The sequence below is a fragment of the Nocardia arthritidis NBRC 100137 genome, from assembly GCF_001612765.1.
Lineage (GTDB): Bacteria > Actinomycetota > Actinomycetes > Mycobacteriales > Mycobacteriaceae > Nocardia > Nocardia arthritidis.
In genome coordinates this window covers 92007-114475 of record NZ_BDBB01000011.1, presented here as the reverse complement: position 1 = coordinate 114475, position 22469 = coordinate 92007, and the positions used below count along the sequence as shown (strand labels likewise).

The following is a 22469-nucleotide window of genomic DNA, read 5'->3' as shown; positions in this document are numbered from 1 at the left end:
GGAGAAAGCAAGATGTGTCTTGCGGTACCAGGCAAAGTGCTCAGCCTGCACGAGCGGGACGGCACGCTGATGTCGGTCGTCGACTTCGGCGGCGTGCACAAGGACGTGTGCCTGCAATACATCCCGGACGCGGCGGTCGGTGACTACGTCGTGGTCCACGTCGGCTTCGCGATCCAGCGGCTGGACGAGGAGTCCGCGTTGCGGACCCTGGCCGAATTCGAGCACCTCGGCGTACTGAACGAGGAATTCGGCGACGGTTTCGCCATCGCCGCGAAGCAGGCGGGCATGGACAATCCAGCCGCCGAGCCATCACGCGAGGAACCGGAGGCCCGGTCATGAAATACCTGGACGAATTCAGCAATCCCGAGCTGGCCCAGCGCCTGCTCGATCGGATCCGCACCGCGACCAGCCACCGCTGGGCGATCATGGAAGTCTGTGGCGGACAGACCCATTCGATCATCCGCCACGGCATCGACCAACTGCTGCCCGACCAGATCGAGATGATCCACGGTCCCGGCTGCCCGGTCTGCGTCACCCCGCTCGAGGTCATCGACAAGGCGCTGGAGATCGCCGCGCAGCCGGGTGTGATCTTCTGCTCGTTCGGCGACATGCTGCGCGTGCCCGGCAGCGCCAAGGACCTCTTCCGGGTCAAGAGTGAAGGCGGTGACGTCCGGGTGGTGTACTCGCCGCTGGACGCGCTGAACCTGGCCAAGGAGAATCCCGACCGGGAAGTCGTGTTCTTCGGTATCGGTTTCGAGACCACCGCTCCGGCCAACGCGATGACGGTGTATCAGGCAAAGCGCCTGGGCATCCGGAACTTCTCGCTGCTGGTGTCGCACGTTCTGGTGCCGCCTGCCATCGCCGCGATCATGGAGTCGCCGACCTGCCGGGTGCAGGGGTTCCTCGCCGCCGGGCACGTCTGCACCGTGATGGGCACCGACGAGTATCCGCCGCTGGCCGAGCAGTACAGGGTGCCGATGGTCGTCACCGGGTTCGAGCCGCTGGACATCCTCGAGGGGATCCGCCGCACCGTGCTGCAGCTGGAGTCGGGCAGGCACGAACTGGAGAACGCCTACCCGCGCGCGGTGTCGGCGATGGGCAATCCCGCGGCGAAGGCCATGCTGCAGGACGTCTTCGAGGTCACCGACCGAGCCTGGCGGGGCATCGGCGTGATCCCGCGCAGCGGCTGGCGGCTGTCGGATCGCTATCGCGAGTTCGACGCCGAACACCGCTTCGCCGTGGGCGACCTGCACACCGCCGAATCGACCATCTGCCGTTCCGGCGAGGTGCTGCAAGGGTTGATCAAACCCAACGAGTGCGCCGCCTTCGGCAAGCAGTGCACGCCGCGGAACCCGCTGGGCGCCACCATGGTGTCCTCCGAAGGCGCGTGCGCCGCCTACTACCTGTACCGGCGGCTCGATCTGCCCGCGGAGGTGGCCCATGCGTGAGGACGGCGCCGCCCCCGTGGCGATCGACATGGACGGCTGGGTCTGCCCGATGCCGCTGCGGGACGCGCCGAACATCGTGATGGGCCACGGCGGCGGCGGAGCGATGTCCGGCGAACTGATCGAGCATCTGTTCCTGCCCGCGTTCGGCTCGGCCGCGCACGCCGATCTCGGCGACTCCGCGGTCGTCACGCTCGACGGCGCACGGCTGGCCTTCTCCACCGATTCGTTCGTGGTGAAGCCGATCGTGTTCCCGGGCGGCACGATCGGTGAGCTGGCGGTCAACGGCACGGTGAACGATCTGGCCATGTCCGGCGCGCGCCCGATGGTGCTGTCCACCGCGTTCATCCTGGAAGAGGGCACCGCGCTGGCCGACATCGCGCGCATCGCGCAGGCGGTCGGCACCGCCGCGCTGGCGGCGGAAGTCCAGCTGGTCACCGGCGACACCAAGGTCGTGGACGCCGGACACGGGGACGGGATCTACATCAACACCGCCGGAATCGGCGTGGTGGCCCCCGATGTCGATATCCGGCCGCAGCGCGCGCGGCCCGGCGACGTCGTGCTGGTCAGCGGCGATATCGGCGTGCACGGTGTCGCGGTGCTCAGTTGCCGCGAAGGGCTGGAATTCGGCACCACCGTGCTCAGCGACACCGCGCCGCTGCACGGCTTGGTCGCGGCCATGCTGGCCACCGGCGCAGACGTTCACGTGCTGCGCGACCCCACCCGCGGCGGCGTCGCGGCCTCGCTCAACGAGATCGCCCGCGCCGCGGGAGTCGGCGTATCCCTGGACGAGCGGCAGCTGCCGGTGCCCGGCGGCGTGCGCGACGCGTGCGGGCTGCTCGGCCTGGACCCGATGTACGTGGCCAACGAGGGCAAGCTGCTGGCGTTCGTCGCGCCCGAGGACGCCGATCGCGTGCTCGCGGCGATGCGGGAGCACCCGCTGGGCGCGCAGGCCGCGGCGATCGGCCGGTGCGTCGCCGAACATCCCGGCATGGTGGTGGCCCGCACCGCGCTCGGCGGGACCCGGGTGGTGGACCTGCCCGCAGGCGAGCAGTTGCCGCGAATCTGCTGACGGCGGACGCAACGGTCCGGAGCCAGAAGGCGAGGTGTGGATCATCGTTCGGATCGCCGATACCCCCTCGGCGACGCCCCGCCCCCGGGACGGGCGGCAGCGGCGCGGCGTCGCGGGGATGGCGTCGGTCATCGTCGCCCTGCATGTCCTCGGGTGGTCGGCGCTGCTGCTGGTGGTGGTCCCCGGCGGGTACGTCGTGGACGGTGCGGTGTTCGGCGTCGGTCTCGGCGTCACCGCCTACACGCTCGGGATGCGGCACGCCTTCGACGCCGACCACATCGCCGCCATCGACAACACCACCCGCAAGCTGGTCGCCGACGGGCGCAAGCCGCTGTCGGTGGGGTTCTGGTTCTCCCTCGGCCACTCCACCATCGTCTTCGTCCTCGTCGCGCTGCTGGCGTTCGGCGTCAAGGCCCTGGCGGGAAACCTGCGGGAGGAGGAGTCCGGGCTGCACCGCTGGACCGGGGTGTTCGGAACCGGCATCTCGGGAACCTTCCTGCTCGCCATCGGGTTGTTGAACCTGGTCTCCTTGATCGGGATCTGGCGGGTGTTCCGCGGCATGCGTCGCGGCACATACGACGAGGCCGCGTTGCGACAGAAGCTGGACGACCGCGGCGCCTTGCAGCGGGTGATCGGCCCACTGACCCGAGCGGTGCGCGCACCGTGGCAGATGTACCCCGTCGGACTGTTGTTCGGTCTGGGCTTCGACACCGTCACCGAGGTGAGCCTGCTGGTGATCGCGGGCGGCGCGGCGGCGACCGCCCTGCCGTGGTACGCGATCCTGGTGCTGCCGGTGTTGTTCTCGGCGGGAATGACGCTGTTCGACGCGCTGGACGGCGCGTTCATGAACTACGCGTACGGGTGGGCGTTCGCGGGGCCGCTGCGCAGCGTCTACTACAACATCGTCGTCACGGGCCTGTCGGTCGTGGTAGCCCTGATGATCGGCGCGCAGGAGATGATCTCCGTGCTGGCCGACGAATTCGGCATCGCCGACGGCCCGGTGGCCTGGGTCGGCGGACTGGATCTCGGCGCCATGGGCTTGCTGATCGCCGGGCTGTTCGTGCTCACCTGGGCGGTAGCGGTGGCGGTGTGGCGATTCGGCAGGCTCGAGCAGCGGTGGTCCGTCGAGCGGGCTGGTGGAAGGCCCTGCCGATGACGGGCGGCGGCGCGGAGATGTTCGCCCGGTACGCCTACGCGCCCAACCGGCTCGGCTACTGCGGGCCGCCCGACGCGGCCGCGTTGCGGGACGGCTCGGAACAACAGGTGCGCGCGGTGGCGCGCCGGTTCACCGGCGCGTGGCCCTACCTGCAGGTGATGGCCCGGATGACCGGCATCGCCGATCCGCTGGACCGCGGGCTCGTCGAGTCCTATTGGCTGGGCGGTGGAGTCGGCGCGAGCCTGGACCCCCAGGAGTTCACCGCGGAACTGCTGAGTCTGCTCGGCCCGGTCGCGGGCGGGTACTGGACGCATCTGACCCCACGGTTGGCCGAGGAAGCCGCGGCAAACCATTGTTTCCACGTCTTCGGCGTGTACCCGTGGTCCCGGCTGCTCCGGCACGGCAACGCACATCCCCTGCACGTCCTCGACAGCTGCCGGATCACCTGGGGAACGGTCCTCGACCGTAGCGGCGGCGAGGTCGCGCTGCGCTGCCGCAGGCTCCGCTGGGACGGAGAACGCCTCACGCTGTCGGCGGAGACGTCCGAGTCCGTGCCGATCCGGGTGGACGGGTACGCGGCGCTGCCCGACGTAGCGGCGGGGGAGCGGGTCGCGGTGCATTGGGGGCGGCTGTGCGGGCGACTGGACGACGCCGGGGTGCGGGCTCTGGAGGCGGGCACGGTGCGTCAGCTGGAGGTCACCAATCGGCGGCTGGCTGTGCGGCGGAGCCCGGCGAGCTGACGATCTCTGGGCGGCGCCGCCGATCCCGGGCACCGCATTCGTCGCGGCGAACTCCCTCGGAATGACAAGATAGCCGCCGCCATCGAGGCCTATGGCGATGCGTTCCTTCACGGGCGCGATGATCGGATCGGTTCAATGCGCGGCACTCGAAAATTCGGCGAATTCCGAAGGCGCGACGACATTTTACGGCAACCGCGCTCGGAGTAGAATGTACACAGCTGTCGAGCCGGACCACGAGGAGTGCCGCGTGGATTCGCCAATGGTCGCCCGGTCGGAAAATTCATCGCTCCCCAGGAATTGTTTCCCGGTGATTATCACGGCGTGTGACCGCGTTTCCTCACCTTCGTGTCCGATGAGCTGAACTGCTTCTCGAGTCCTGTCGAAGGGAGGTGAACTACCGTGATGGATCAGATGATGGGGATGGTGCGCGACTGGTGGAATCGCATGTTCCCCGGCATGCCGATGCCGATGATGCCGATGATGTAGCTGTTCGTCAGACGGAAAACCGAATGATGTCGCGGTGTGGCGTGCGAGTGTTTCGGTCATCGTACGGGTGCAAAAACCAGCGCGTTACCCGCCGAGTATTCGACGGCAGATAATCGACCTCGGGGTCGAGGGTGGTCGACCCGATGTGCGGTGTGAATGTCCCGCGCGGCGGGTAAGTCTGCTTTCGTCATCGACCTGATCGACCTCGGCGGAGGTGTGCGATGAGCGGCGATCCACGGCAGGGAAAGCGGCCGGTGAGTGCGGTGCTGGCCGGTCCCTACGGGCATCCGTTCCACCCGATCCTGGTCACCGTCCCGATCGGCGCCTGGGTCGCCAGTTTCGTGTTCGACATCGCGTCCCGTTTCGTCGACGATCCGGACTTCCTGGTCGAGGGATCGTCCTGGTTGATCGCGATCGGCGTGCTCGGCGCCTTGGTCGCCGCGACAATCGGGTTCCTCGATCTGCTCGCGATCCCGACCGGCACGCCCGCCTTCCGTACCGGCTTGGTGCACATGACTCTCAACTTGCTGGTGACCGTCGCCTATGCGCTGGGTTTCGTGTGGCGGCGGGGTGCGGACCTCGCGGTCGCGGTCCCGGCCGGGCCGCTGACCCTGTCGGCGGCGAGCCTGGTGACACTGGCGATTTCCGGGTATCTCGGCGGCAAGCTGGCTTATCGCTATGGCGTGCGGGTCGCCGACGAAACCACCCAAGCCGGCGGCTTCACCCACTGAATCCCTTCGCATCCTTCAGGAGGCACACCATGGGCATCGCCGCACTGGTTTCTTGGCTGCTCACCGCGGGCGGCGGTTTCTTCATGCTCGGCACGTGGATCGCCCGGGGCGGGACGCGGCAATCGAGTTCCACCCAGCTGCCCGTGCCGGTCGTGTTCGGTCATTTCACGCTCGCCGTGGCCGGACTGATCTGCTGGATTCTGTACCTCGTCCTCGACACGGACGCACTGGCGTGGGTCGCGTTCGTACTGCTGATCCCCGTCGCGCTGCTCGGATTCGCGATGCTGCTGCGCTGGCTGCCCACCTACCGTGCCCGTTCGGCGGGTAGTGCAGAACCTCCCGAAGGGAACTTTCCCGTCGCCATCGTCGCGGGCCATGGCGTGCTGGCCGTGCTCACCGTCGTGCTGGTGCTGCTGACAGCCCTCGGTGTGGGCACGAGCTGACCCAGTCGTCCCCGGCTCCGATCCTCAGCTTCGCCAGGAACGCGATACAGCAATGCCACCGCGACCACGGCTGTTGCCCATCCCGTTGACCGTGATGTGCCACAGATACGCGACCGCGGTCCCGATCAGCAGGAGGGACAGCCCCACGCGCTCCCACCTTCGCGCGGGAGGTAAGCCGGTCGATCCGCGGCGGGTGGCAATCGGGTTCGCATCGGGCACGGCGGCCGCGGCGGGGATCGCTGTCACCGCTGGAGCTTCGCAAGCGTCCTGGTGAATCACCTGCGCATCAGCTGGCAGTCAGCTGTGAGTGCGCCGTACCTTCCGTCGTTCGGCGAACGCCGGCGGCGCGCATCAGCGCATGGCCGGCGTTCGTCGTTCCACGAACGTCAGATCTTGCGAATGACTGTGACGACCTTGCCCAGGATCTGGGCGTCGTTACCGGGAATCGGCTCGAAGACGGGGTTGTGCGGCATCAGCCAGACGTCCTTGCCGGTGCGCTTGAAGGTCTTCACCGTGGCCTCGCCCTCGATCATCGCCGCGACGATGTCGCCGTTGTCGGCGACGTTCTGCTGGCGCACGACCACCCAGTCGCCGTCGCAGATCGCCGCGTCGATCATGGACTGGCCGACCACCTTCAGCAGGAACAGCGAACCGTCGCCGACCAGCTCGCGCGGCAGTGGGAAGACGTCCTCCACAGCCTGCTCGGCCAGGATCGGGCCACCGGCGGCGATGCGACCGAGTACCGGGACGAACGTGGGGACGGGACGGTCGACGTCGACGGTGATCTCACCGTCGTCGACCGCTGCGGCGGGCAGGCTGGTCACCGACCGCACCACCTCGTCCAGGCCCCGGACGTCCACGGCGCGTGGCCGATTCGGGTCGCGGCGCAGGTAGCCCTTGCGCTCCAGGGCGCGCAGCTGATGGGCGACCGACGAGGTGGATGTGAGGCCGACGGCGTCACCGATCTCCCGGATGCTCGGCGGGTAGCCGCGCTCGCTCACCGAGGAGCGGATCACCTCCAGCACTTTGCGCTGACGCACGGTGAGATCCGCCCCGCTACCCGCCGCGTCGGCGCCGCTCTCGGTCTCGTCACCCGTGTCGTCCGTCTGCCTCACCGCAACCGCCCTTTCCTGCTGTGCCAGGCCGGTCGGTGCCCGGCATGTGTCCCTCATGGCCTGTCGTGTCTTCGGTTCTTCGAATCTAGTCCGGTCACGCCGCTGGATCAAACATCTGTTCGACGTATGTCGGGTGTTCCTGCTGACTTCGTCGGCGCCGCGTGGTAGAAATCGAACACCAGTTCTTCGAACACATGAGCGAATCGAGACTGAACACGTGTTCGAACAGCTCGAACGCCGACGGAGCACCTACCACGGAGGTTTGTCCGATGAGCACTGCGATCAGCGATGTCACCCCTTCCCTCGGCTCGGCGGTCGCGCAACCCGAGCGCCCTGCCGATCCCGATCGGGACGATCTCGGCTACGAGACCGCCCGGCGGTTGCTGTGTGATGCGCGTGCCCGCGCACTGACGCCCGCGCACCGATCCGCGGCCGATCGGCGCCCGCCCGGGGCGCGTCCCCCCGCGGGCGCGGTCGCCTACGACCGGAGTTCGCGACCGCTGGCGCGGCGGCGTGCTCATGGTGAACACCCGATGCGCCGGGTCGAGCAAGCGCAGATCGGGTTCGCCGTCCTCGCCGTCACCGCGCTGGTCACCGCCTTGGTAGTGGCGGGGCTGATCGCCCTGGCGCATGTGCGCGCAGGCGAGTGGGGTGGTGATTCCGGTCGGCCGGTACCGGCGGTGGTGGATGCCCCGGGTGCGCCGGTGGGTGGCATTTCGCGCTGAGCGGAAGGGAATTCGGCCACCCTGGGCGGCCGGAATTGTTGATCGAAAACTAGAACGTGTTGCTACCGTGCTGAAAACGTGATGCGGGCAACACCGCCCGAACGATGGCGGGATCTTTCAGCACATGACACTCCTCAGCGCAGGCCGCTCGGTTCGCGTCTTCCTCCGCGCGGCCGCCTTGGCTCTCTGTTTGGTCCTCGGACTCGGCGCAGCATCGATCGCTCGGGCGGAACCCGCGTACGCGGCCTATCTGGACCTTCCCTCCGGCAACGGTGACGGTTCGGGGGCGGGCGGGCTCAATCCTTCTCTGCCACTCGACGAATCGGATCTCGCCGAGGCGTTGCGACAGGCACGGGCCGACGGTGTGGCGCCGCACCGTTACGCGACACTGCTGCATCAGTACTGGCTGGTGATCGCCACCGGGAACGCCGATATCGATCTGGCGGCCTGGGATCCGGAGCAGGGCCCGCGCGCGAACGAACGCACCTTCAACCAGGTCTACGTCAACTACCTGCGGCTGGCCACGCGCCACCCGGAGTTCTACTGGGCGGGGCTGGCCGGCATCGCGGGCGGATCGTTCGCCTCGGGCTTCTTCGACATGAGCGATGTGGGCGTAGTGCTGGACGTGCCGGGCATCCATCGGCTCGGCGACGCGGTCGCGGATCTGCTGCGCGCCACCCCGCCGGAATTGACGCGGGCGCTGCCGGAGGACATCCGGCTGCTCGCCACCGAGGGCTCCCGCCTGAGCGCGGCGGACGTCGCCTGGTATCAGACCCGCCTGATGATCATGCAGAAGCACATCTTCACGGATCTGGTGCCGATGCACGAAGCCTATGTCGCGCTGGGCATGCGCGGGATCGACGAGATGTACGCCGCGGGTGTGCTCGACGACGGCATCCGCACCGCGTGGCAGTCGATCGCCTCGGGCACCAGGGACGGTTACATCGACGCGCTGATCCGGATGACCGATCGGGAACAGAACCATGTCGTCGCCGACCAGTGGGACGAGACGTCGGCGGGCCGGGCGCCGATCGGCCGCGTGCTCACCTATGTCAGCACCATCGCGGGCAAACCCGGAGTCCCGGGCGTCCGCGCGCCCGGCGTGTTCGCCGCCACGGTGGTCGGCGCCGAGGTAGGTGGCCGCAGCCTCGCGCTCCGCGTGCCGTTGCCCGGCTTCAACTGGGCCGACCGCGAGACACGCTGGCACTACATCACCGATGACCTGCTGCCCCGCCATATCGATATGGAGACCGACCCCGCCGTGGCCGGCGCCGTCCTCGGCGAGGCGTTCTGGGGCAAACTGGCCCGTGGCCGCCTCGCCGCCCGGTTGCCGGACCTCCTCGCCGACCTGACCGCGCACTGGCAGATCGCCGGATGAGGAAGCCGAGCCCGGCAGCGGGGGTGAGTGCGGCAATTCGGGAACCCGGACGGGTATCCTCGAAGTGTTATGCAGGTATTCCGCGTGTCGCACGAGGAATGTCTGGTGCCGGGGTATAGACCTCTGTACACGGGCTCGCCGGACCGATCGCCCCGATCGGTGCCCGGTCCGGACGCGAGCACGCGCATCGACGAAGGATTTCTCGGATGCATTGCCCGTACTGCCGACACCCCGACTCCCGGGTGGTGGACTCGCGCGAGGCCGACGAAGGCGCGGCCATCCGCCGGCGTCGCGCCTGCCCGCAGTGTGGGCGGCGGTTCACCACCGTGGAGACCGCCATCCTGTCGGTGGTCAAACGGAGCGGCGTCACCGAGCCGTTCAGTCGCGAAAAGGTCATCCGGGGTGTGCGCCGGGCCTGCCAAGGTCGTGAAGTCGACGACGACGCGCTGAACCTGCTGGCGCAGCAAGTGGAGGACGCGGTGCGCGCCAAGGGATCTCCCGAGGTGCCCAGCCACGAGGTGGGGCTGGCCATCCTGGGCCCGCTGCGCGATCTGGACGAGGTGGCCTACCTGCGGTTCGCTTCGGTCTACCGGTCGTTCACCTCGGCCGAGGACTTCGAACGCGAGATCCGGGAGATGCGCCAGGCGCGCGCCGAAGCGCTGTCGGCCGCCGACTGACTCAGCGCCGCAACGCGGCGATCGCCTTCTCGATTCGCTTGGCCGACACCGGAAACGGGGTACCGAGCTTCTGCGCGAACAGGCTGACGCGGAATTCCTCGATCATCCACCAGATCTCGGTGACCGCGGGCGCGTGCCTGCGGCTCTGCGGGAGCGACGCGACCAAGCGGTCATAGGCGGCGAGCACCCGATCGAGTTCGGCCATGCCTTGCCGATCGCGAACGGCCGAGCCGGGCAACGCCTCCAGTCGCGCTACCGCCGCCTGGAGGTAGCGCGGCAGCTCACGCAGCCTGGCCGCGCCGGTTTCGGACACGAAGCCGCGGAACACCAGGTTGTCGAGCTGATGCCGGACGTCCTCGGCGATGTCGCGCTCGCTCGTTCGCGTCAGCGCCACCGAAACCCGGTGGGCGCCCGCGAGCACCGGCACGACCAGGCGCACGTACCGAGCGACGGTGGCGGCGAAATCCGGACGGATCCGGGCGACGAGCGCGTCGAACTCCGCCGGGTCGTGCACCGGCCCGCCGGCGGCCACGAGCAGTTCGTCGGCAGCGGCCGCGCGGCAGTCGTCGAGCAGCGCGTCCAGCGAGCCGTACGGATTCTGGCTCAGGGCAAGGCGATCCGCGGGCGACAGGCCCGCGGTGGAGCTACGGGCCGAAGCGGGCAGCGCGTGCAGCAGCAGCGCTCTGGTGCCGAGGCGCATGGCGGCGGCCTGCTCCGCGGCGGAGCTGAGCACCCGGACCGCCACACCGTCGCCCTCGGCGACGAGTGCCGGGTATCCGGTGACGGTCTGCCCAGCCACCTCGCGCCGCACCGTCGGCGCGAGGGTGCCGAGCGATTCGGAGGTCCACACCGTGGCGGGCGGGCGTTCCGCTCCCGCGGTGGCCCGGGCGACGGAGGCGGAAACCTGCTCGGCCAGGTGTGTTTTCAGCGCGGCCAGACTCTTGCCCCGGGCGAGCACGGCGCCGTCGTCGCCGATGGCCGCGAAAGTCATGCGCAGGTGGTCGGGCAGTGCGGAGACATCGAAGTCGGTGGGGGCGATCGACACCGAACCCAGCCGGGACAGCTCGCGCGCCAGCCCGGCCCGCAGCGGCTCCGCCCGCGGGGTCAGCGCCGCCAGGGCGGCGGACGCGAAGTCGGGTGCGGGGACGACGCTGCGTCGCAATGTCTTCGGCAATGTCTTGATCAGAGCGGCGGCCAGTTCGTCGCGCATGCCCGGTACCAGCCAATCGAAGCCGACGGCGCGGACGTGGGCGAGTTGTTCCACCGGGATCCGCACGGTGACGCCGTCGTTCTCGTTGCCCGGCTCGAACTGGTAGGAGAGCGGGAAACCGAGTTCGCCCTGGCGCCAGGAGTCGGGGAAGGCCGCCGGGTCCAGTGCGGCCGCGCCCTCGTTGACCACGGTGGAGGTGGAGAAATCCAGCAGCCCGGGGTCCGCCCGGCGTGCGGTGCGCCACCAGCTGTCGAAATGACGCACCGAGACGATGTCGGCGGGCAGGCGTTCGTCGTAGAACGCGAACAGCACCTCGTCGTCGACCAGGATGTCCCGGCGGCGGGCGCGATGCTCGAGGTCGGCGACGTCGTCGAGCAGCGCGCGATTGCGGTGGAAGAACTCGTGCCGGGTCTGCCACTCGCCCTGCACCAGGGCATGCCGGATGAACAGCTCGCGCGACAACTCGGGGTCGATGCGGCCGTAGTCCACCGGCCTGCCGGTGACCAGCGGTATCCCGTACAGCGTGACGCGTTCGTAGGCGCGCGCCGCGCCCCGCTTGGCCGACCAGTGCGGCTCGGAGTAGACGCGTTTGACGAGGTCGCCCGCGAGCCGCTCGGCCCATTCGGGCTCGATCTTCGCGGCCATCCGGCCCCACAGCCGTGAGGTCTCGACCAATTCGGCGGCCATCACCCAACGGGGCGGCTTCTTCGCCAGCGACGAGCCGGGGAAGATCATGAACTTGGCGTTGCGCGCGCCGAGGAATTCCCGGGATTCCGCTTCCCTGACGCCGATGTGCGACAGCATGCCCGCCAGCAGCGCTTGGTGGATGGCGGTGGAATCCCAGGGGAGTCCTTCGTTGTCCGCGACGGTCGCCGCGGTGGCCCCCCGGCCACGTTCGGCGCCGGGGCGCCCGTCGCCCCCGCGCGTGGACCGGCTGCGGCGTGATCGGTTGCCCTGCTCGACGTCCGGCGCGGCCGCTTCGGTTCGGTCCGGTTCCGCCGGGTCCTGCGCCCGCGCCGACCATCCGAGGCCCTTGGTGATCGTGCGCAGTTGCCCGTGCAGGTCCTGCCACTCCCGGATCCGCAGGTAGTGCAGGAACTCCTCCCGGCACAGACGCCGGAACTGGTTGGACGACAACGACTTGCGCTGCCCGCCGAGGTAGTCCCACAAGCGCAGGTAGGCCAGGAAGTCGGAACCCTCGACCGTGAAGCGCGCGTGTTTGGTGTCGGCTGCCTGCTGCTGCTCGGCGGGCCGCTCCCGAACATCCTGGATCGACAGCGCCGCGACGATGACCAGCACATCGGCCAGGCAACCGGTGCGTTGCGCCTCCACCAGCATCCGCGCCATCCGGGGATCGACAGGCAGCTGCGCCATGTCGCGGCCGATCGGGGTCAGCGTCAGGGCGGTCGCGCCGTCGCCCTCGGTCCGGGACTTTCCGTCCCGGCGCGCGAGGGCGCCGAGCTCTTCGAGCAGGGCGATGCCGTCGCGGATGGCGCGGCGGTCCGGTGGCTCCACGAACGGGAAGTTCTCGATGTCGCCGAGGCCGAGCGCGGTCATCTGCAGGATCACCGCGGCCAGATTGGTGCGCAGGATCTCCGGATCGGTGAAGACGGGCCGGGATTCGAAGTCGTCCTCCGAATAAAGCCGGATGCAGATGCCGTCGGCGACGCGACCGCAACGCCCGGAGCGCTGCCGCGCCGACGCCTGCGACACCGGTTCGATCGGCAACCGCTGCACTTTGGTCCGCATGGAATAGCGCGAGATCCGCGCGGTGCCGGGGTCGACGACGTACCGGATGCCCGGCACCGTGAGCGAGGTCTCCGCGACATTCGTCGCCAGCACCACCCGGCGCCCGGTGTGCGGGGCGAACACACGGTGCTGCTCGGCGGCCGACAGCCGGGCGTACAAGGGGAGGATCTCGGTGCGCGGCAGCTTCAGATCCCGCAGCGCGTCCGCGGTGTCGCGGATCTCGCGTTCGCCGGACAAGAAAACCAGCACGTCGCCGTCACCCGCGGCGAACAACTCCGTTACCGCGTCGCCGATCGCGTCCACCGGATCCCGGTCGACGATGCGGGTGTCCTCGTCGTCTTCGTCACCGGCGGCGCCCGGAAGTTCCAGCGCGAGTGGCCGATAGCGGATCTCCACCGGATACGAGCGACCGGAGACTTCGACGATCGGTGCGGGAGTGCCTTCCTCGTCCGCGAAATGCCGGGCGAACAGCTCGGGATCGATGGTCGCCGAGGTGATGATCACCTTGAGGTCGGGCCTGCGCGGCAGCAGCTGCTTCAGGTAGCCGAGCAGGAAGTCGATATTGAGGCTGCGTTCGTGCGCCTCGTCGATGATGATCGTGTCGTAGCGGCGCAGCAGTCTGTCGCGCTGGATCTCGGCGAGCAGGATGCCGTCGGTCATCAGCTTGATCAGGGTGTGCTCGGAGGCGTGGTCGGTGAACCGCACCGTGTAGCCGACGACGTCGCCGAGTTCGGTGCCCAGCTCTTCGGCGATCCGCTCGGCGACGGTGCGCGCGGCGAGCCTGCGGGGTTGGGTGTGCCCGATCGTGCCACGGATGCCGCGGCCGAGTTCGAGACAGATCTTCGGGATCTGGGTGGTCTTGCCGGAGCCGGTCTCGCCCGCGACGATCACCACCTGGTGCTCGGCGATGGCCGCGGCGATGTCCTCGCGGCGGGCGGTGACCGGCAGCTGCTCCGGATAGCGGATCTCCGGCACCGCCGCGCGCCGCGCCTCGACCCGCAGTTCGGCGGCCGCGATCTCGGCTTCCACCTCGCCCAGGTCGCCGCCGCGCGCTTTGTCGAGCCTGCGCCGCAACCGGTGTTCGTCGCGAAGGGAAAGATTCGCCAAGCGGGTGCGAAGTTCGCGGGAGTCGGTGGCGGCTGTCCTGGTCATTGCATCGACCAGCCTAGCGAAATCCGCCAGCGGATTTTTCCACCAGCCACCGCGGCCGGTAGCCGAGTGGGAACTGAAGCCCCATCCCGGCCGCTGACATGCGCGGATCAGCGCCGTCTTGCGCTGTGCGCGGCGACTTGACGGCCGGGAGTGGACCACGACCCGGGAACCGGTAAAGGTGGAGACATGAACGCGCTATGGCATGGCTTTGCCGATATGGGTGCCGTCGAGCGGGACGGAGCGTTCGTGATCGCTCGCGGAGACGGCGTCTATGTCTTCGACCAGGCGGGCAATCGGTACCTCGATGCGACCGCAGGCCTGTGGTTCGCCAACGTGGGCCATGGGCGCGGCGAGATCGCCGACGCGGTGGCCGCGCAGCTGCGCACGATCGCGCACTATTCCAATTTCGGCGACATCACCGAGCCCGCCACCCAGGAACTCGCCGAGCGGCTCGCCGGCCTCGCCCCGGTGCCGGGCAGCAAGGTCTTCTTCACCTCGGGCGGTTCCGACTCCGTCGACACCGCGGCCAAGCTCGCCCGCCGCTACTGGCACGAACTCGGACAGCCCGGCAAGACGATCGTGGTCGGGCGGCGGATGGCCTATCACGGCATGCACGTGGCGGGCACGGCGCTGGCGGGTCTCCCGGGCAATCGCGAGGGCTACGGCGAGTTGATGCCCGCGGCGAGGACCGTCGAGTGGGACGACGCGAAAGCCCTGCTCGCCCTGATCGAGGAGGTCGGCGCCGATCGGATCGCCGCGTTCTTCTGCGAACCGGTCATCGGCGCGGGCGGTGTGTATCCGCCGCCGGCGGGCTATCTCGCCGAAGTCCGGCGCATCTGCCGCGATCACGACATCCTGTTCGTCGCCGACGAAGTGGTGACCGGTTTCGGCCGCATCGGCGGAGCGTGGTTCGCCTCGTCCCGGCTCGGGCTCGAACCCGACCTGATGACCACCGCGAAGGGACTGACCTCCGGCTATCTCCCGATGGGCGCGGTCTTCGCCGCCCCGCGCGTGGCGGAGCCGTTCTTCGGCGGCGGCGTCTGGTGGCGGCACGGCTACACCTACGGCGGCCACGCGGGCGCCGCGGCCGCCGCGCTGGCGAATCTCGACATCATCGAGCGTGAAGGCCTGCTCGAGGCCGCGCTGCGCCTCGAGGCGAACCTGCACGAGCAGCTGTCGGTGCTCGCCGGACATCCCAGGGTCGCCGAGGTGCGCAGCGGGTTCGGCGCCGTCGCGGCCATCCAACTGGCCGACCCCGCCGAAGGGTTGCCGCTGGTCGAAACGCTGCGGGCGCACGGGATCTCCAGTCGCGCGGCGGGTCAGGGAGCCATGCAGATCTCCCCGGCCTTCATCATGACCGACGACCAGATCGCCGAACTCGTCGACGGATTCACCCGCGCGTTGAACGATGTCTGATTCGCCCGTGTCGGCGATCGGAACCGTGCACCGGACCCTATGCCAGAACGCGCGGGTCATGAAGACGCGGTGCGGATCGGGAGGGTAGTCGCCGAACGGCGGGCAGTCACCGAAGCCGTGGGCGGCGTACAGGCGGCGGGCCGGCCGGAAGAAGTCCTGCGCGCCGCCCGCCTGTCGTGGCGCGTGCGAACGTCCCGGGACCGTGCGGGTCGGGTCGGCGACTCGGCCGCGGGCAGTGATTCGAAGTGATCGCCCCGGCATCGTCGCGGTAACGGGCTGCGCCACAGAAGATCTCGGTGATAGCGGGTGGAATATCTCGCTCTGCGCGGCGATCGCCGCCGCCGCGGTCGATCGACGATGTGCGCGCATCGAAAAGGGACACCCCGACCGTCTCGGGATGCGAGCATGGGAGGGCGACGACCGTGGTCGCCGTGCTGAGAGGTGGTGGGGTGTGGCGGAGTTCGCGCAGGAGTATGCCGCGTTGCGGTGGGTGGCGGTGGCGGCGTTCGTCGTCGCCGCGGTGATCGTGCTGTCGCGGGTGACGGCGCCTGCGGTGCCGTCCGCCGATCCCGTCGACGCGTTGCCGGATTCTTCCTCCGCCCAGAATGCCGCGGCCGGGCATTCCGAGTCCGACGCCGCCCATCTGGTGATGTGCCTGGTCATGCTCGGCATGCTGTTGTTCCCCTCGGGCGCGAGCCCGCACGCGTTGCGCGGCGTGCTGACGGCGATGGCCGTGGTCTTCGCCGGACTGCTGATGCTGCGCGCCGCCGAGCACGCCGCCCAGGGGCGGGCGCTGCCGCTCGACCGCTTGATCCCGCTCGGCTACCACATCGCCGCCGCCGCAGCGATGCTCTACGCGATGTCCGGTCACACCGCCTCCGGCCACGCGGGCGGCCCGGCCGTCGGGCCCGCTCTCGGCCTTGCCGCGCTGTTTCTCCTCGACGCGCTCGTGGTCGCGGTCGCCGCCTGCACCGGCTGGGCGCAGGCGCGGCCGTCGGGCCCGCTGGGGTTGCTCGCGCGTTCCGGCGGTTGCGTCGCCGCCCTCACCGGGCCCGCGAAACCGTGGGCGGCGGTGCCACATGTGGTGATGGACGCAGGCGCCGCTTACATGCTGGTGGCCGTGATCATTCGGTGACCGCGACCAATCCGGGTCCGTCCGCATACCGAACCCCTGTGCATGCAGGCACGGGATTCGGCGATGAGCAACGAACACGGTTCTGCTTCACCCCACCGATCGGGCGCTGCGGCACGCGCGAGAGAGGAATCCGATGGCCCGGCGCTCGCGTGCCCGCTGCCGACCGGCTACGACCGATCCCAGGCCACTCGGGCGAACCGTGAGCTCGCGGCGCTGCTCGCCGCCACCGGCACGGGCGATCGTGCCGCGTTCACCGAGTTCTATCAGCTCACCAGCCCGCGGGTGTTCGGTCTGACCGTGCGGATCCTGCGCAGTCACGCCGCCGCCGAGGAGGTCACCCAGGAGGTTTACCTCCAGGTGTGGTCGATGGCCGACCGCTACGACGCCTCGCTGGCCAGCCCGGTCGGCTGGCTGATGATGCTCGCTCATCGCAGAGCGGTGGATCGGGTCCGCGCGGAGAGTTCGGCCACCAGCCGGGACCTGGTGTACGCGCACGAGCATCTGGGTCGCGACCATGACGTCGTCGCGGAATCGGTCACCCAGCGCATCGAAGAGCAACAGGTGGCAGGCTGCCTGCAGAACCTGACCCCCACCCAGCGCGAGGCGATCGCGCTGGCGTATTACAGCGGGTGGACCTATCGGGAGGTCGCCGATCATCTCTCGGTGCCGTTGCCCACGATCAAGACCCGCATCCGCGACGGGCTGAAGAGATTGGAGAAGTGTTTGTCCGGGGAACGCACCGATGGTTGACGCCTTGCCACGGACGGAGGCCGACCTCATCGACCTCGCCTACCCATGCGCGCTGGACGCGGTCGCCGATATCGAGCGCAGGCATATCGATGCCCGCCTCGCGGCGGCGGACCCGGACGTGCGCCGGGCATTCTCCGACACCGTCTGGCAGGTGCGCGACGTCATGGGACGGCTCGCCGTGCTCGACGAGTTCGCGCCGCCGCCGGAGCTGGAAAGCCGCATCCTGGCCGCGCTGCCCGACGAGCCCGCCGGGCCATCCGTCACGCGCATCTCGGCGTGGCGGCGGCGGCCGCTGCGCTGGGCGGTGCCCATCGCGGCCGTCGCGAGCCTGGTGTTCGGTGGAAGCGTGCTGACCGCGCAGTTCATCGGCTCGCCGTCCGATCCTGCGGCTGCCGACCAGGTGCAGATGCACCCGGGTGCGCGGACGGTGAACGGCTCGTTCGCCGGTGGCGGTGTGCTCGTCGTCGACGCCTCGCCCGAGCTCGGGCGCGCGGTCGTCGTGTTCGACCGGGTCGCGCCGCCGCCTTCGGGCCGGGTGTATCAGATGTGGTTGGTCGGCCCTGATGGGCAAGCCCGCTCGGCCGGGGTGCTGAGCGACCTCCCGTCGATGGATCGGCCGTTCGTCACCGGTTTCCGCTCCGGCGATGTCCTCGCGGTGAGCGTCGAACCCGACGGCGGTTCCGACGTACCGAGCGGCGATCCCATCGTGGGCGTCACGCTGCCCTGAGCGGGGTCTAGATTTCCACCGGTTGGTCGCCGACGACTCGGCCGCCCAGGTGCACCCACCCGTCGGAGTCCCACCGGGTGAACAGTTGCGAGCCTTTGCCCTGGGTGATGACCAGGCCTTTGCGCAGCAAGGCCGTCAACGCCACGGCCGCCGCTCCGGTGGCCTCGTCCTCGGAGATCCCCATGGTCGGCGCGAACATGCGCGATCGCAGGACGGCGCGATGTTCGTCGGTCCACGCCCACAGGTAGTGCGGGCCGCCGGGGAACTCGTCCGGGCGCAGGGTGGCCAGCACCTCGGCGTCCTCCAGCTGATGGAAGGTGAACGGGGGCGCCCATTCGCCGCGAGCGGTGATCCAGGTCAATCCCTCGGTGAGTTCCACCGCCACCGGGCCCGCAGGCACAGCCAGGGTCCGCACGGGGATGCCCTGGGACGCGAACCACCACGCGGTCCCCACCGAGGGGTGTCCCGCGAACGGAAGTTCGACCGTGGGGGTGTAGATCCGCACCGCGACCGTGCCGTCGACCGGCTCCTCGACCACCACGGTCTCGCTGTAGCCGGCTTTGGCCGCCAGCGCCTGCCGATCGGCCGCGGCGACGTCGGCCGCCCGCGCGATACCCAGCTCGTTGCCGAAGCGTCCGGCCGCGTCGGTGAACACTCGCACCACATCAACCTGTGTGCCCATGCTCGACGAGCCTACCCGTGTGCCCCCGCCGCGGGCTGTCGGCCGGACCACATCGGGAACGCGAAAGAGGCCCCCGTCGCAGGACAGGGGCCTCTTTTCGAGCGAAATCAGATCGCGGCCGTGCTGAGCGCCTCGGTCGATTGCACCGCCTGGCCGACACCGGCCACGATGGCGGCGACGCGCAGCGATTCGAAGATCACCTCGCGCGAGACGCCCGATTCGCGCAGAGTGTGCTCGTGCGCCTCGAGGCAGTGCGCGCAGCCGTTGATCGAGGAGACCGCGAACGACCAGAGCTCGAAGTCGGCCTTGTCGACGCCGGGCGTGCCGATGATCTGCATGCGCAGTCCGGCCCGCAGGTCGTCGTAGCGGCCGCCGAGAAACGCCTTGCCCCGGTAGAACACGTTGTTCATGCCCATGATCGAGGCGGCGCCGAGGGCGGCGTTGTACGCCTCCGCCGACAGCGCGCCGGCGGCTTCCTCGGCGATCTCGCGCAGCGTGCTCGTCGACCGGGTCGCGGCCGCGGACGCCAGCAGGGTGCCCCACAGTTGCTGCTCGTTCAGCACGGTGGTGCGCGCGATGGATGACAAGTTGAGCTTGAGGTCCTTGGCGTACTCGGGAAGGGAGTTCTTCAGGTTCTCAATGCTCATTCGGCGATTCCTCTACTCGGTGCGATCCCCGTGGGGGACCGGGTCGTTTCTCGATGATGCGGGCGGCGTACCCGAAATCCCGGGTGCGAAGGGGTATCTCAGACGCTGGCGGCCAGGAGTTCGCCGGCGTTGATGGTCGGATCGCCCTTCTTCCAGTTGCAGGCGCACAGCTCGTCGGACTGCAAAGCGTCCAGCACTCGCAGCACCTCGTCGACGTTGCGGCCCACGGAACCCGCGGTGACGGAGACGAACTGGATCTCGTTGTTCGGGTCGATGATGAAGGTGGCGCGGTCGGCGACGCCGTCGGCGTTGAGCACGCCGGTGGCGGTGGCCAGTTCACGCTTGAGGTCCGAGAGCATGGGGAAGGGGAGGGTCTTGAGATCCTCGTGCTGAGCGCGCCACTGGAAGTGCACGAACTCGTTGTCCACCGAGGCGCCGAGGACCTGCGCGTCCCGGTCCTCGAACTCGTCGTTGAGCTTGCCGAACGCGGCGATCTCGGTCGGGCACACGAAGGTGAAGTCCTTGGGCCAGAAGAAGACGATCCGCCACTTGCCCGCGTGGTCGTCGCTGGTGATCCGGGTGAAGTAGTCGTCAGGCTGCTGAGCGTCGACCTTCGACAGATCACCGCCGATGACCGCGGTGAGGTTGTATGCCGGGAATTGGTCGCCGATGGTCAGCAGGGCCATGCTCGTCTCCTCGTCAGGTTGGTTGCCAACTGTGTTCTGCGGTATTGCGGGCCGTTGCGGCTATACGAGCCACCGCGTCGGCCCGGCACTCACACCGCCGGTGGAAAAGCTCACCGGCGATCTTGCCCAAGGGTGCGTAAAAGGTAAAGGTGATCAGTCGCACTACACTGATAGGCGTGACTGATCAGACTTATCAGCCCACCCTGTCACAGCTGCGTGCGTTCGTGGCGATCGCCGAATACCGCCATTTCGGCACCGCGGCCGCGCGCCTCGGTGTGAGTCAGCCCACGTTATCGCAGGCGCTCGCCGCTCTGGAACACGGGCTCGGGCTCCAGCTGATCGAACGGAGCACCCGCCGCGTGCTGGTGACCGCCGCGGGGATGCGCTTGCTACCCAAGGCGATGGCGACGCTGGAGGCCGCCGACCGCTTCGTCGCCTCGGCCACCGGCGACGGACTCGGCGGCACGCTGCGAATGGGCATCATCCCGACGGTCGCCCCCTACGTGCTGCCCGGGTTGCTGCCGGAACTGCGCAAGCGGCTACCTGAGCTGCGTCCGCAGATCGTCGAGGACCAGACCGCCCGGCTGCTGGACGCCCTGCGCACCGGCGTGCTGGACGTCGCGCTGCTCGCGGTGCCCACCGAGATGCCCGGCCTGGTCGAGATCCCGCTCTACACCGAGGAATTCGTGCTGGTCACGCCGCGCGGTCACGAGCTGGCCGGGCGTACCGATCTGGCGGCGGCGGTGCTGGACGCGCAGCCGCTGCTGCTGCTGGACGAGGGGCACTGCCTGCGCGATCAGACATTGGAGGCCTGCCGCTCGGCCGATGTGCACCCGGCCGCCGTCGGCGACACCCGGGCCGCGTCCCTGTCCACGGTGGTGCAGTGCGTCGCGGGCGGACTCGGTGTGACGCTGATCCCGCAAATGGCCGTCGCGACGGAAACCGCGCGCGGCACATTGGATGTCGCGCACTTCGGCGCCCCCGCCCCCGGCCGCACCATCGGCCTGGTCTTCCGTACTTCCAGTGCTCGGGCAAATGATTACGAATACCTGGCCGCCATCGTCCGCGCTCAGCGGCCGATGTAGCTGCGCGGCCAGTGGGGCGGAGCATGCCGAGCCAGGGTGAGAGGAGGCGTGAGGTGGCATCGGCGTCGGGCGAGGCGCGGCTGGGCCGCCTGTCCGGGTGGGATGACGCGCTGTTCGTCTACGGCACGCTGCAGTTTCCCGAAGTGCTGGAGACGCTGCTCGGGCGAGTCCCGCCGAGCGAACCGGCCGAGCTGGCCGGTTGGCGCGCCGCGGCGCTGCCGGGGCGGATCTACCCGGGGCTGGTCGCCGCCTCGCACGCACGCACCCGCGGTGTGGTGCTGAGCGGTCTCGCCGCGGCGGAGTGGACGGTCCTCGACGCGTTCGAGGACGACGAGTACGACCTGCGCCGAGTGCGTATCGGCCACCGGAACGCTCCGGTGTGGACCTATGTCTGGACGGTGGCGGCGGATTCGGCGGACTGGCAGCGGGACCGGTTCGCCGCCGAGCATCTAGCGCTCTTCGCCGCTCGCTCCGCCCGGTGGCGCCGAGATCCCGCTGGTTTCCCGGATTCGGCCGGACCGGGATGGTCGGGGCCCTCGGCATGAGGCGCACGGGCGTCTCCCCTTGCAATTCCAAGACGACCGGTCGTATATTTCAGGTATGGCACGACCACGGCGCAGCGAAGACACTCGGCGGCTTCTCGTCGAAGAGGGTGCCGCGGGCTTTCTGACCAGCGGCTATCACGGCACCGGAATCAAACAGATCCTCGACCGGGTCGGGGTGCCGAAGGGTTCGTTCTACAACTACTTCGACAGCAAGGAGAGTTTCGGGCGCGCGATCATCGAGCACCACTCCCGCTGTGTCCAACGCAACCTGACAGAGGCATTCGCCGACGCGCCGGACCCGGTGAGCGGCCTGCGGGCGTTCTTCGGGCGGCTGATGGACGACTTCGTCGCCTCCGATTTCACCGGTGGCTGCCTCATCGCGAATCTGGGCGGCGAACTGGAAGGCAGTGAGCTGCTGCGGGAATCGCTGTCGCAGGCATGGGCCGCATGGCGCGACCGTATCGCCGAGCAACTCGCGCAGGGGCAGCGCCTGAGCCTGATCCGCGCCGACATCGAGGCGGGCGAACTGGCGGATCTGCTGCTCGAATCCTGGGAGGGGGCGGTGATCAGGATGAAGATCGATCGCACCCTCGACCCACTGCGCAAGTGCCTGGATCGCCTGCTGGGCGACTACTTCCTGCCCTGATCCAGGGCATCACACCCGCCCGGCGTCTTCGGCGATCCATTTCAAGACGACCGGTCGTATATATGAAAGGA

General features: G+C 69.1%; 22 protein-coding genes. 17 read left to right on the top strand and 5 right to left on the bottom strand.

The features are described 5' to 3' along the window. Nucleotides 1–12: 12 nt before the first annotated feature. The 7 genes from NA8_RS10535 to NA8_RS10505 all read left to right on the top strand — a co-directional run bounded on the left by NA8_RS10535 (nt 13) and on the right by NA8_RS10505 (nt 6073). Nucleotides 13–339, top strand: coding sequence for a HypC/HybG/HupF family hydrogenase formation chaperone (locus NA8_RS10535; RefSeq protein ID WP_063050186.1), 327 nt, complete (start codon nt 13–15; stop codon nt 337–339). Next, nucleotides 336–1448, top strand: coding sequence for a hydrogenase formation protein HypD (gene hypD, locus NA8_RS10530; RefSeq protein WP_063050185.1), 1113 nt, complete (start codon nt 336–338; stop codon nt 1446–1448). The genes NA8_RS10535 and hypD overlap by 4 nt, the downstream gene beginning before the upstream one ends. Further along, nucleotides 1441–2517, top strand: a complete 1077-nt coding sequence (hypE, locus tag NA8_RS10525; protein ID WP_063050184.1) for a hydrogenase expression/formation protein HypE — start codon at nt 1441–1443, stop codon at nt 2515–2517. Before hypD ends, hypE begins: the two co-directional genes overlap by 8 nt. Nucleotides 2518–2557: 40 nt before the next feature. Next, nucleotides 2558–3673 (top strand): Nickel transporter NicT, encoded by a 1116-nt coding sequence (gene nicT / locus NA8_RS10520; RefSeq protein WP_501193536.1) that lies wholly within the window; start codon nt 2558–2560, stop codon nt 3671–3673. Then, a complete protein-coding gene (locus tag NA8_RS10515; protein ID WP_063050183.1) occupies nt 3670–4413 on the top strand; it encodes a DUF6390 family protein in 744 nt (247 codons plus the stop codon). The genes nicT and NA8_RS10515 overlap by 4 nt, the downstream gene beginning before the upstream one ends. A 707-nt stretch (nt 4414–5120) precedes the next feature. Further along, nucleotides 5121–5630: a DUF2231 domain-containing protein gene (locus NA8_RS10510; RefSeq protein WP_063050182.1), complete on the top strand. Its 510-nt coding sequence runs from the start codon at nt 5121–5123 to the stop codon at nt 5628–5630. 29 nt (nt 5631–5659) lie between these two features. Continuing rightward, nucleotides 5660–6073: a hypothetical protein gene (locus NA8_RS10505; RefSeq protein ID WP_063050181.1), complete on the top strand. Its 414-nt coding sequence runs from the start codon at nt 5660–5662 to the stop codon at nt 6071–6073. 386 nt (nt 6074–6459) lie between these two features. Here NA8_RS10505 and lexA read toward each other — a convergent pair whose 3' ends face one another. Beyond that, entirely contained in the window at nt 6460–7188 is a 729-nt protein-coding gene (gene lexA / locus NA8_RS10500) for a transcriptional repressor LexA (RefSeq protein ID WP_063050180.1), read from the bottom strand. Between the two features lie 269 nt (nt 7189–7457). Between lexA and NA8_RS10495 the strand changes: the two genes are divergently transcribed. From NA8_RS10495 to nrdR, 3 genes are all read left to right on the top strand, one after another. Next, nucleotides 7458–7913 (top strand): hypothetical protein, encoded by a 456-nt coding sequence (locus tag NA8_RS10495; RefSeq protein WP_063050179.1) that lies wholly within the window; start codon nt 7458–7460, stop codon nt 7911–7913. A 124-nt stretch (nt 7914–8037) separates the two neighbouring features. After that, nucleotides 8038–9291 (top strand): hypothetical protein, encoded by a 1254-nt coding sequence (locus NA8_RS10490; RefSeq protein ID WP_063050178.1) that lies wholly within the window; start codon nt 8038–8040, stop codon nt 9289–9291. Between the two features lie 206 nt (nt 9292–9497). Continuing rightward, nucleotides 9498–9968 (top strand): transcriptional regulator NrdR, encoded by a 471-nt coding sequence (nrdR, locus tag NA8_RS10485; RefSeq protein WP_040867881.1) that lies wholly within the window; start codon nt 9498–9500, stop codon nt 9966–9968. Nucleotide 9969: 1 nt separating this feature from the next. Here the strand turns inward: nrdR and hrpA are convergent, their stop codons facing one another. Continuing rightward, entirely contained in the window at nt 9970–14079 is a 4110-nt protein-coding gene (hrpA, locus tag NA8_RS10480) for an ATP-dependent RNA helicase HrpA (protein WP_063050177.1), read from the bottom strand. Nucleotides 14080–14265: 186 nt separating this feature from the next. On the opposite strand from hrpA, the gene NA8_RS10475 reads away from it, so the two are divergent. The 4 genes from NA8_RS10475 to NA8_RS10455 all read left to right on the top strand — a co-directional run bounded on the left by NA8_RS10475 (nt 14266) and on the right by NA8_RS10455 (nt 18107). After that, nucleotides 14266–15495, top strand: coding sequence for an aminotransferase family protein (locus NA8_RS10475; RefSeq protein WP_063050176.1), 1230 nt, complete (start codon nt 14266–14268; stop codon nt 15493–15495). Nucleotides 15496–15946: 451 nt separating this feature from the next. After that, nucleotides 15947–16630, top strand: a complete 684-nt coding sequence (locus tag NA8_RS10465; protein WP_063050174.1) for a DUF5134 domain-containing protein — start codon at nt 15947–15949, stop codon at nt 16628–16630. 63 nt (nt 16631–16693) lie between these two features. Then, nucleotides 16694–17380 carry an ECF RNA polymerase sigma factor SigK gene (gene sigK, locus NA8_RS10460; RefSeq protein ID WP_245663758.1) on the top strand — a complete coding sequence of 229 codons (687 nt, stop codon included), beginning with the start codon at nt 16694–16696 and terminating at the stop codon, nt 17378–17380. Next, complete coding sequence (locus NA8_RS10455; RefSeq protein WP_084466669.1) at nt 17373–18107, top strand: anti-sigma factor; 735 nt, start codon at nt 17373–17375, stop codon at nt 18105–18107. Before sigK ends, NA8_RS10455 begins: the two co-directional genes overlap by 8 nt. A 7-nt stretch (nt 18108–18114) precedes the next feature. On the opposite strand, the gene NA8_RS10450 is transcribed toward NA8_RS10455, so the two are convergent. The 3 genes from NA8_RS10450 to NA8_RS10440 form a co-directional block, all read right to left on the bottom strand. After that, nucleotides 18115–18789, bottom strand: coding sequence for a PhzF family phenazine biosynthesis protein (locus NA8_RS10450; protein WP_063050171.1), 675 nt, complete (start codon nt 18787–18789; stop codon nt 18115–18117). Between the two features lie 107 nt (nt 18790–18896). Then, the gene (ahpD, locus tag NA8_RS10445; protein WP_063050170.1) at nt 18897–19436 is read right to left on the bottom strand and encodes an alkylhydroperoxidase, AhpD family; all 540 of its coding nucleotides are present in this window, start codon (nt 19434–19436) and stop codon (nt 18897–18899) included. Nucleotides 19437–19534: 98 nt separating this feature from the next. Continuing rightward, nucleotides 19535–20122: a peroxiredoxin gene (locus tag NA8_RS10440; RefSeq protein WP_040867866.1), complete on the bottom strand. Its 588-nt coding sequence runs from the start codon at nt 20120–20122 to the stop codon at nt 19535–19537. A gap of 176 nt (nt 20123–20298) precedes the next feature. Here NA8_RS10440 and NA8_RS10435 point away from each other — a divergent pair, with 176 nt between their 5' ends. Genes NA8_RS10435 through NA8_RS10425 form a run of 3 tightly spaced genes read left to right on the top strand, consistent with a single transcriptional unit; the run spans nt 20299 to nt 22398 of the window. Then, nucleotides 20299–21207, top strand: a complete 909-nt coding sequence (locus NA8_RS10435; RefSeq protein WP_063050169.1) for a hydrogen peroxide-inducible genes activator — start codon at nt 20299–20301, stop codon at nt 21205–21207. Between the two features lie 53 nt (nt 21208–21260). Next, nucleotides 21261–21752: a gamma-glutamylcyclotransferase family protein gene (locus NA8_RS10430; protein WP_218019435.1), complete on the top strand. Its 492-nt coding sequence runs from the start codon at nt 21261–21263 to the stop codon at nt 21750–21752. 55 nt (nt 21753–21807) lie between these two features. Beyond that, a complete protein-coding gene (locus tag NA8_RS10425) occupies nt 21808–22398 on the top strand; it encodes a TetR/AcrR family transcriptional regulator (RefSeq protein ID WP_063050168.1) in 591 nt (196 codons plus the stop codon). Nucleotides 22399–22469: the final 71 nt, after the last annotated feature.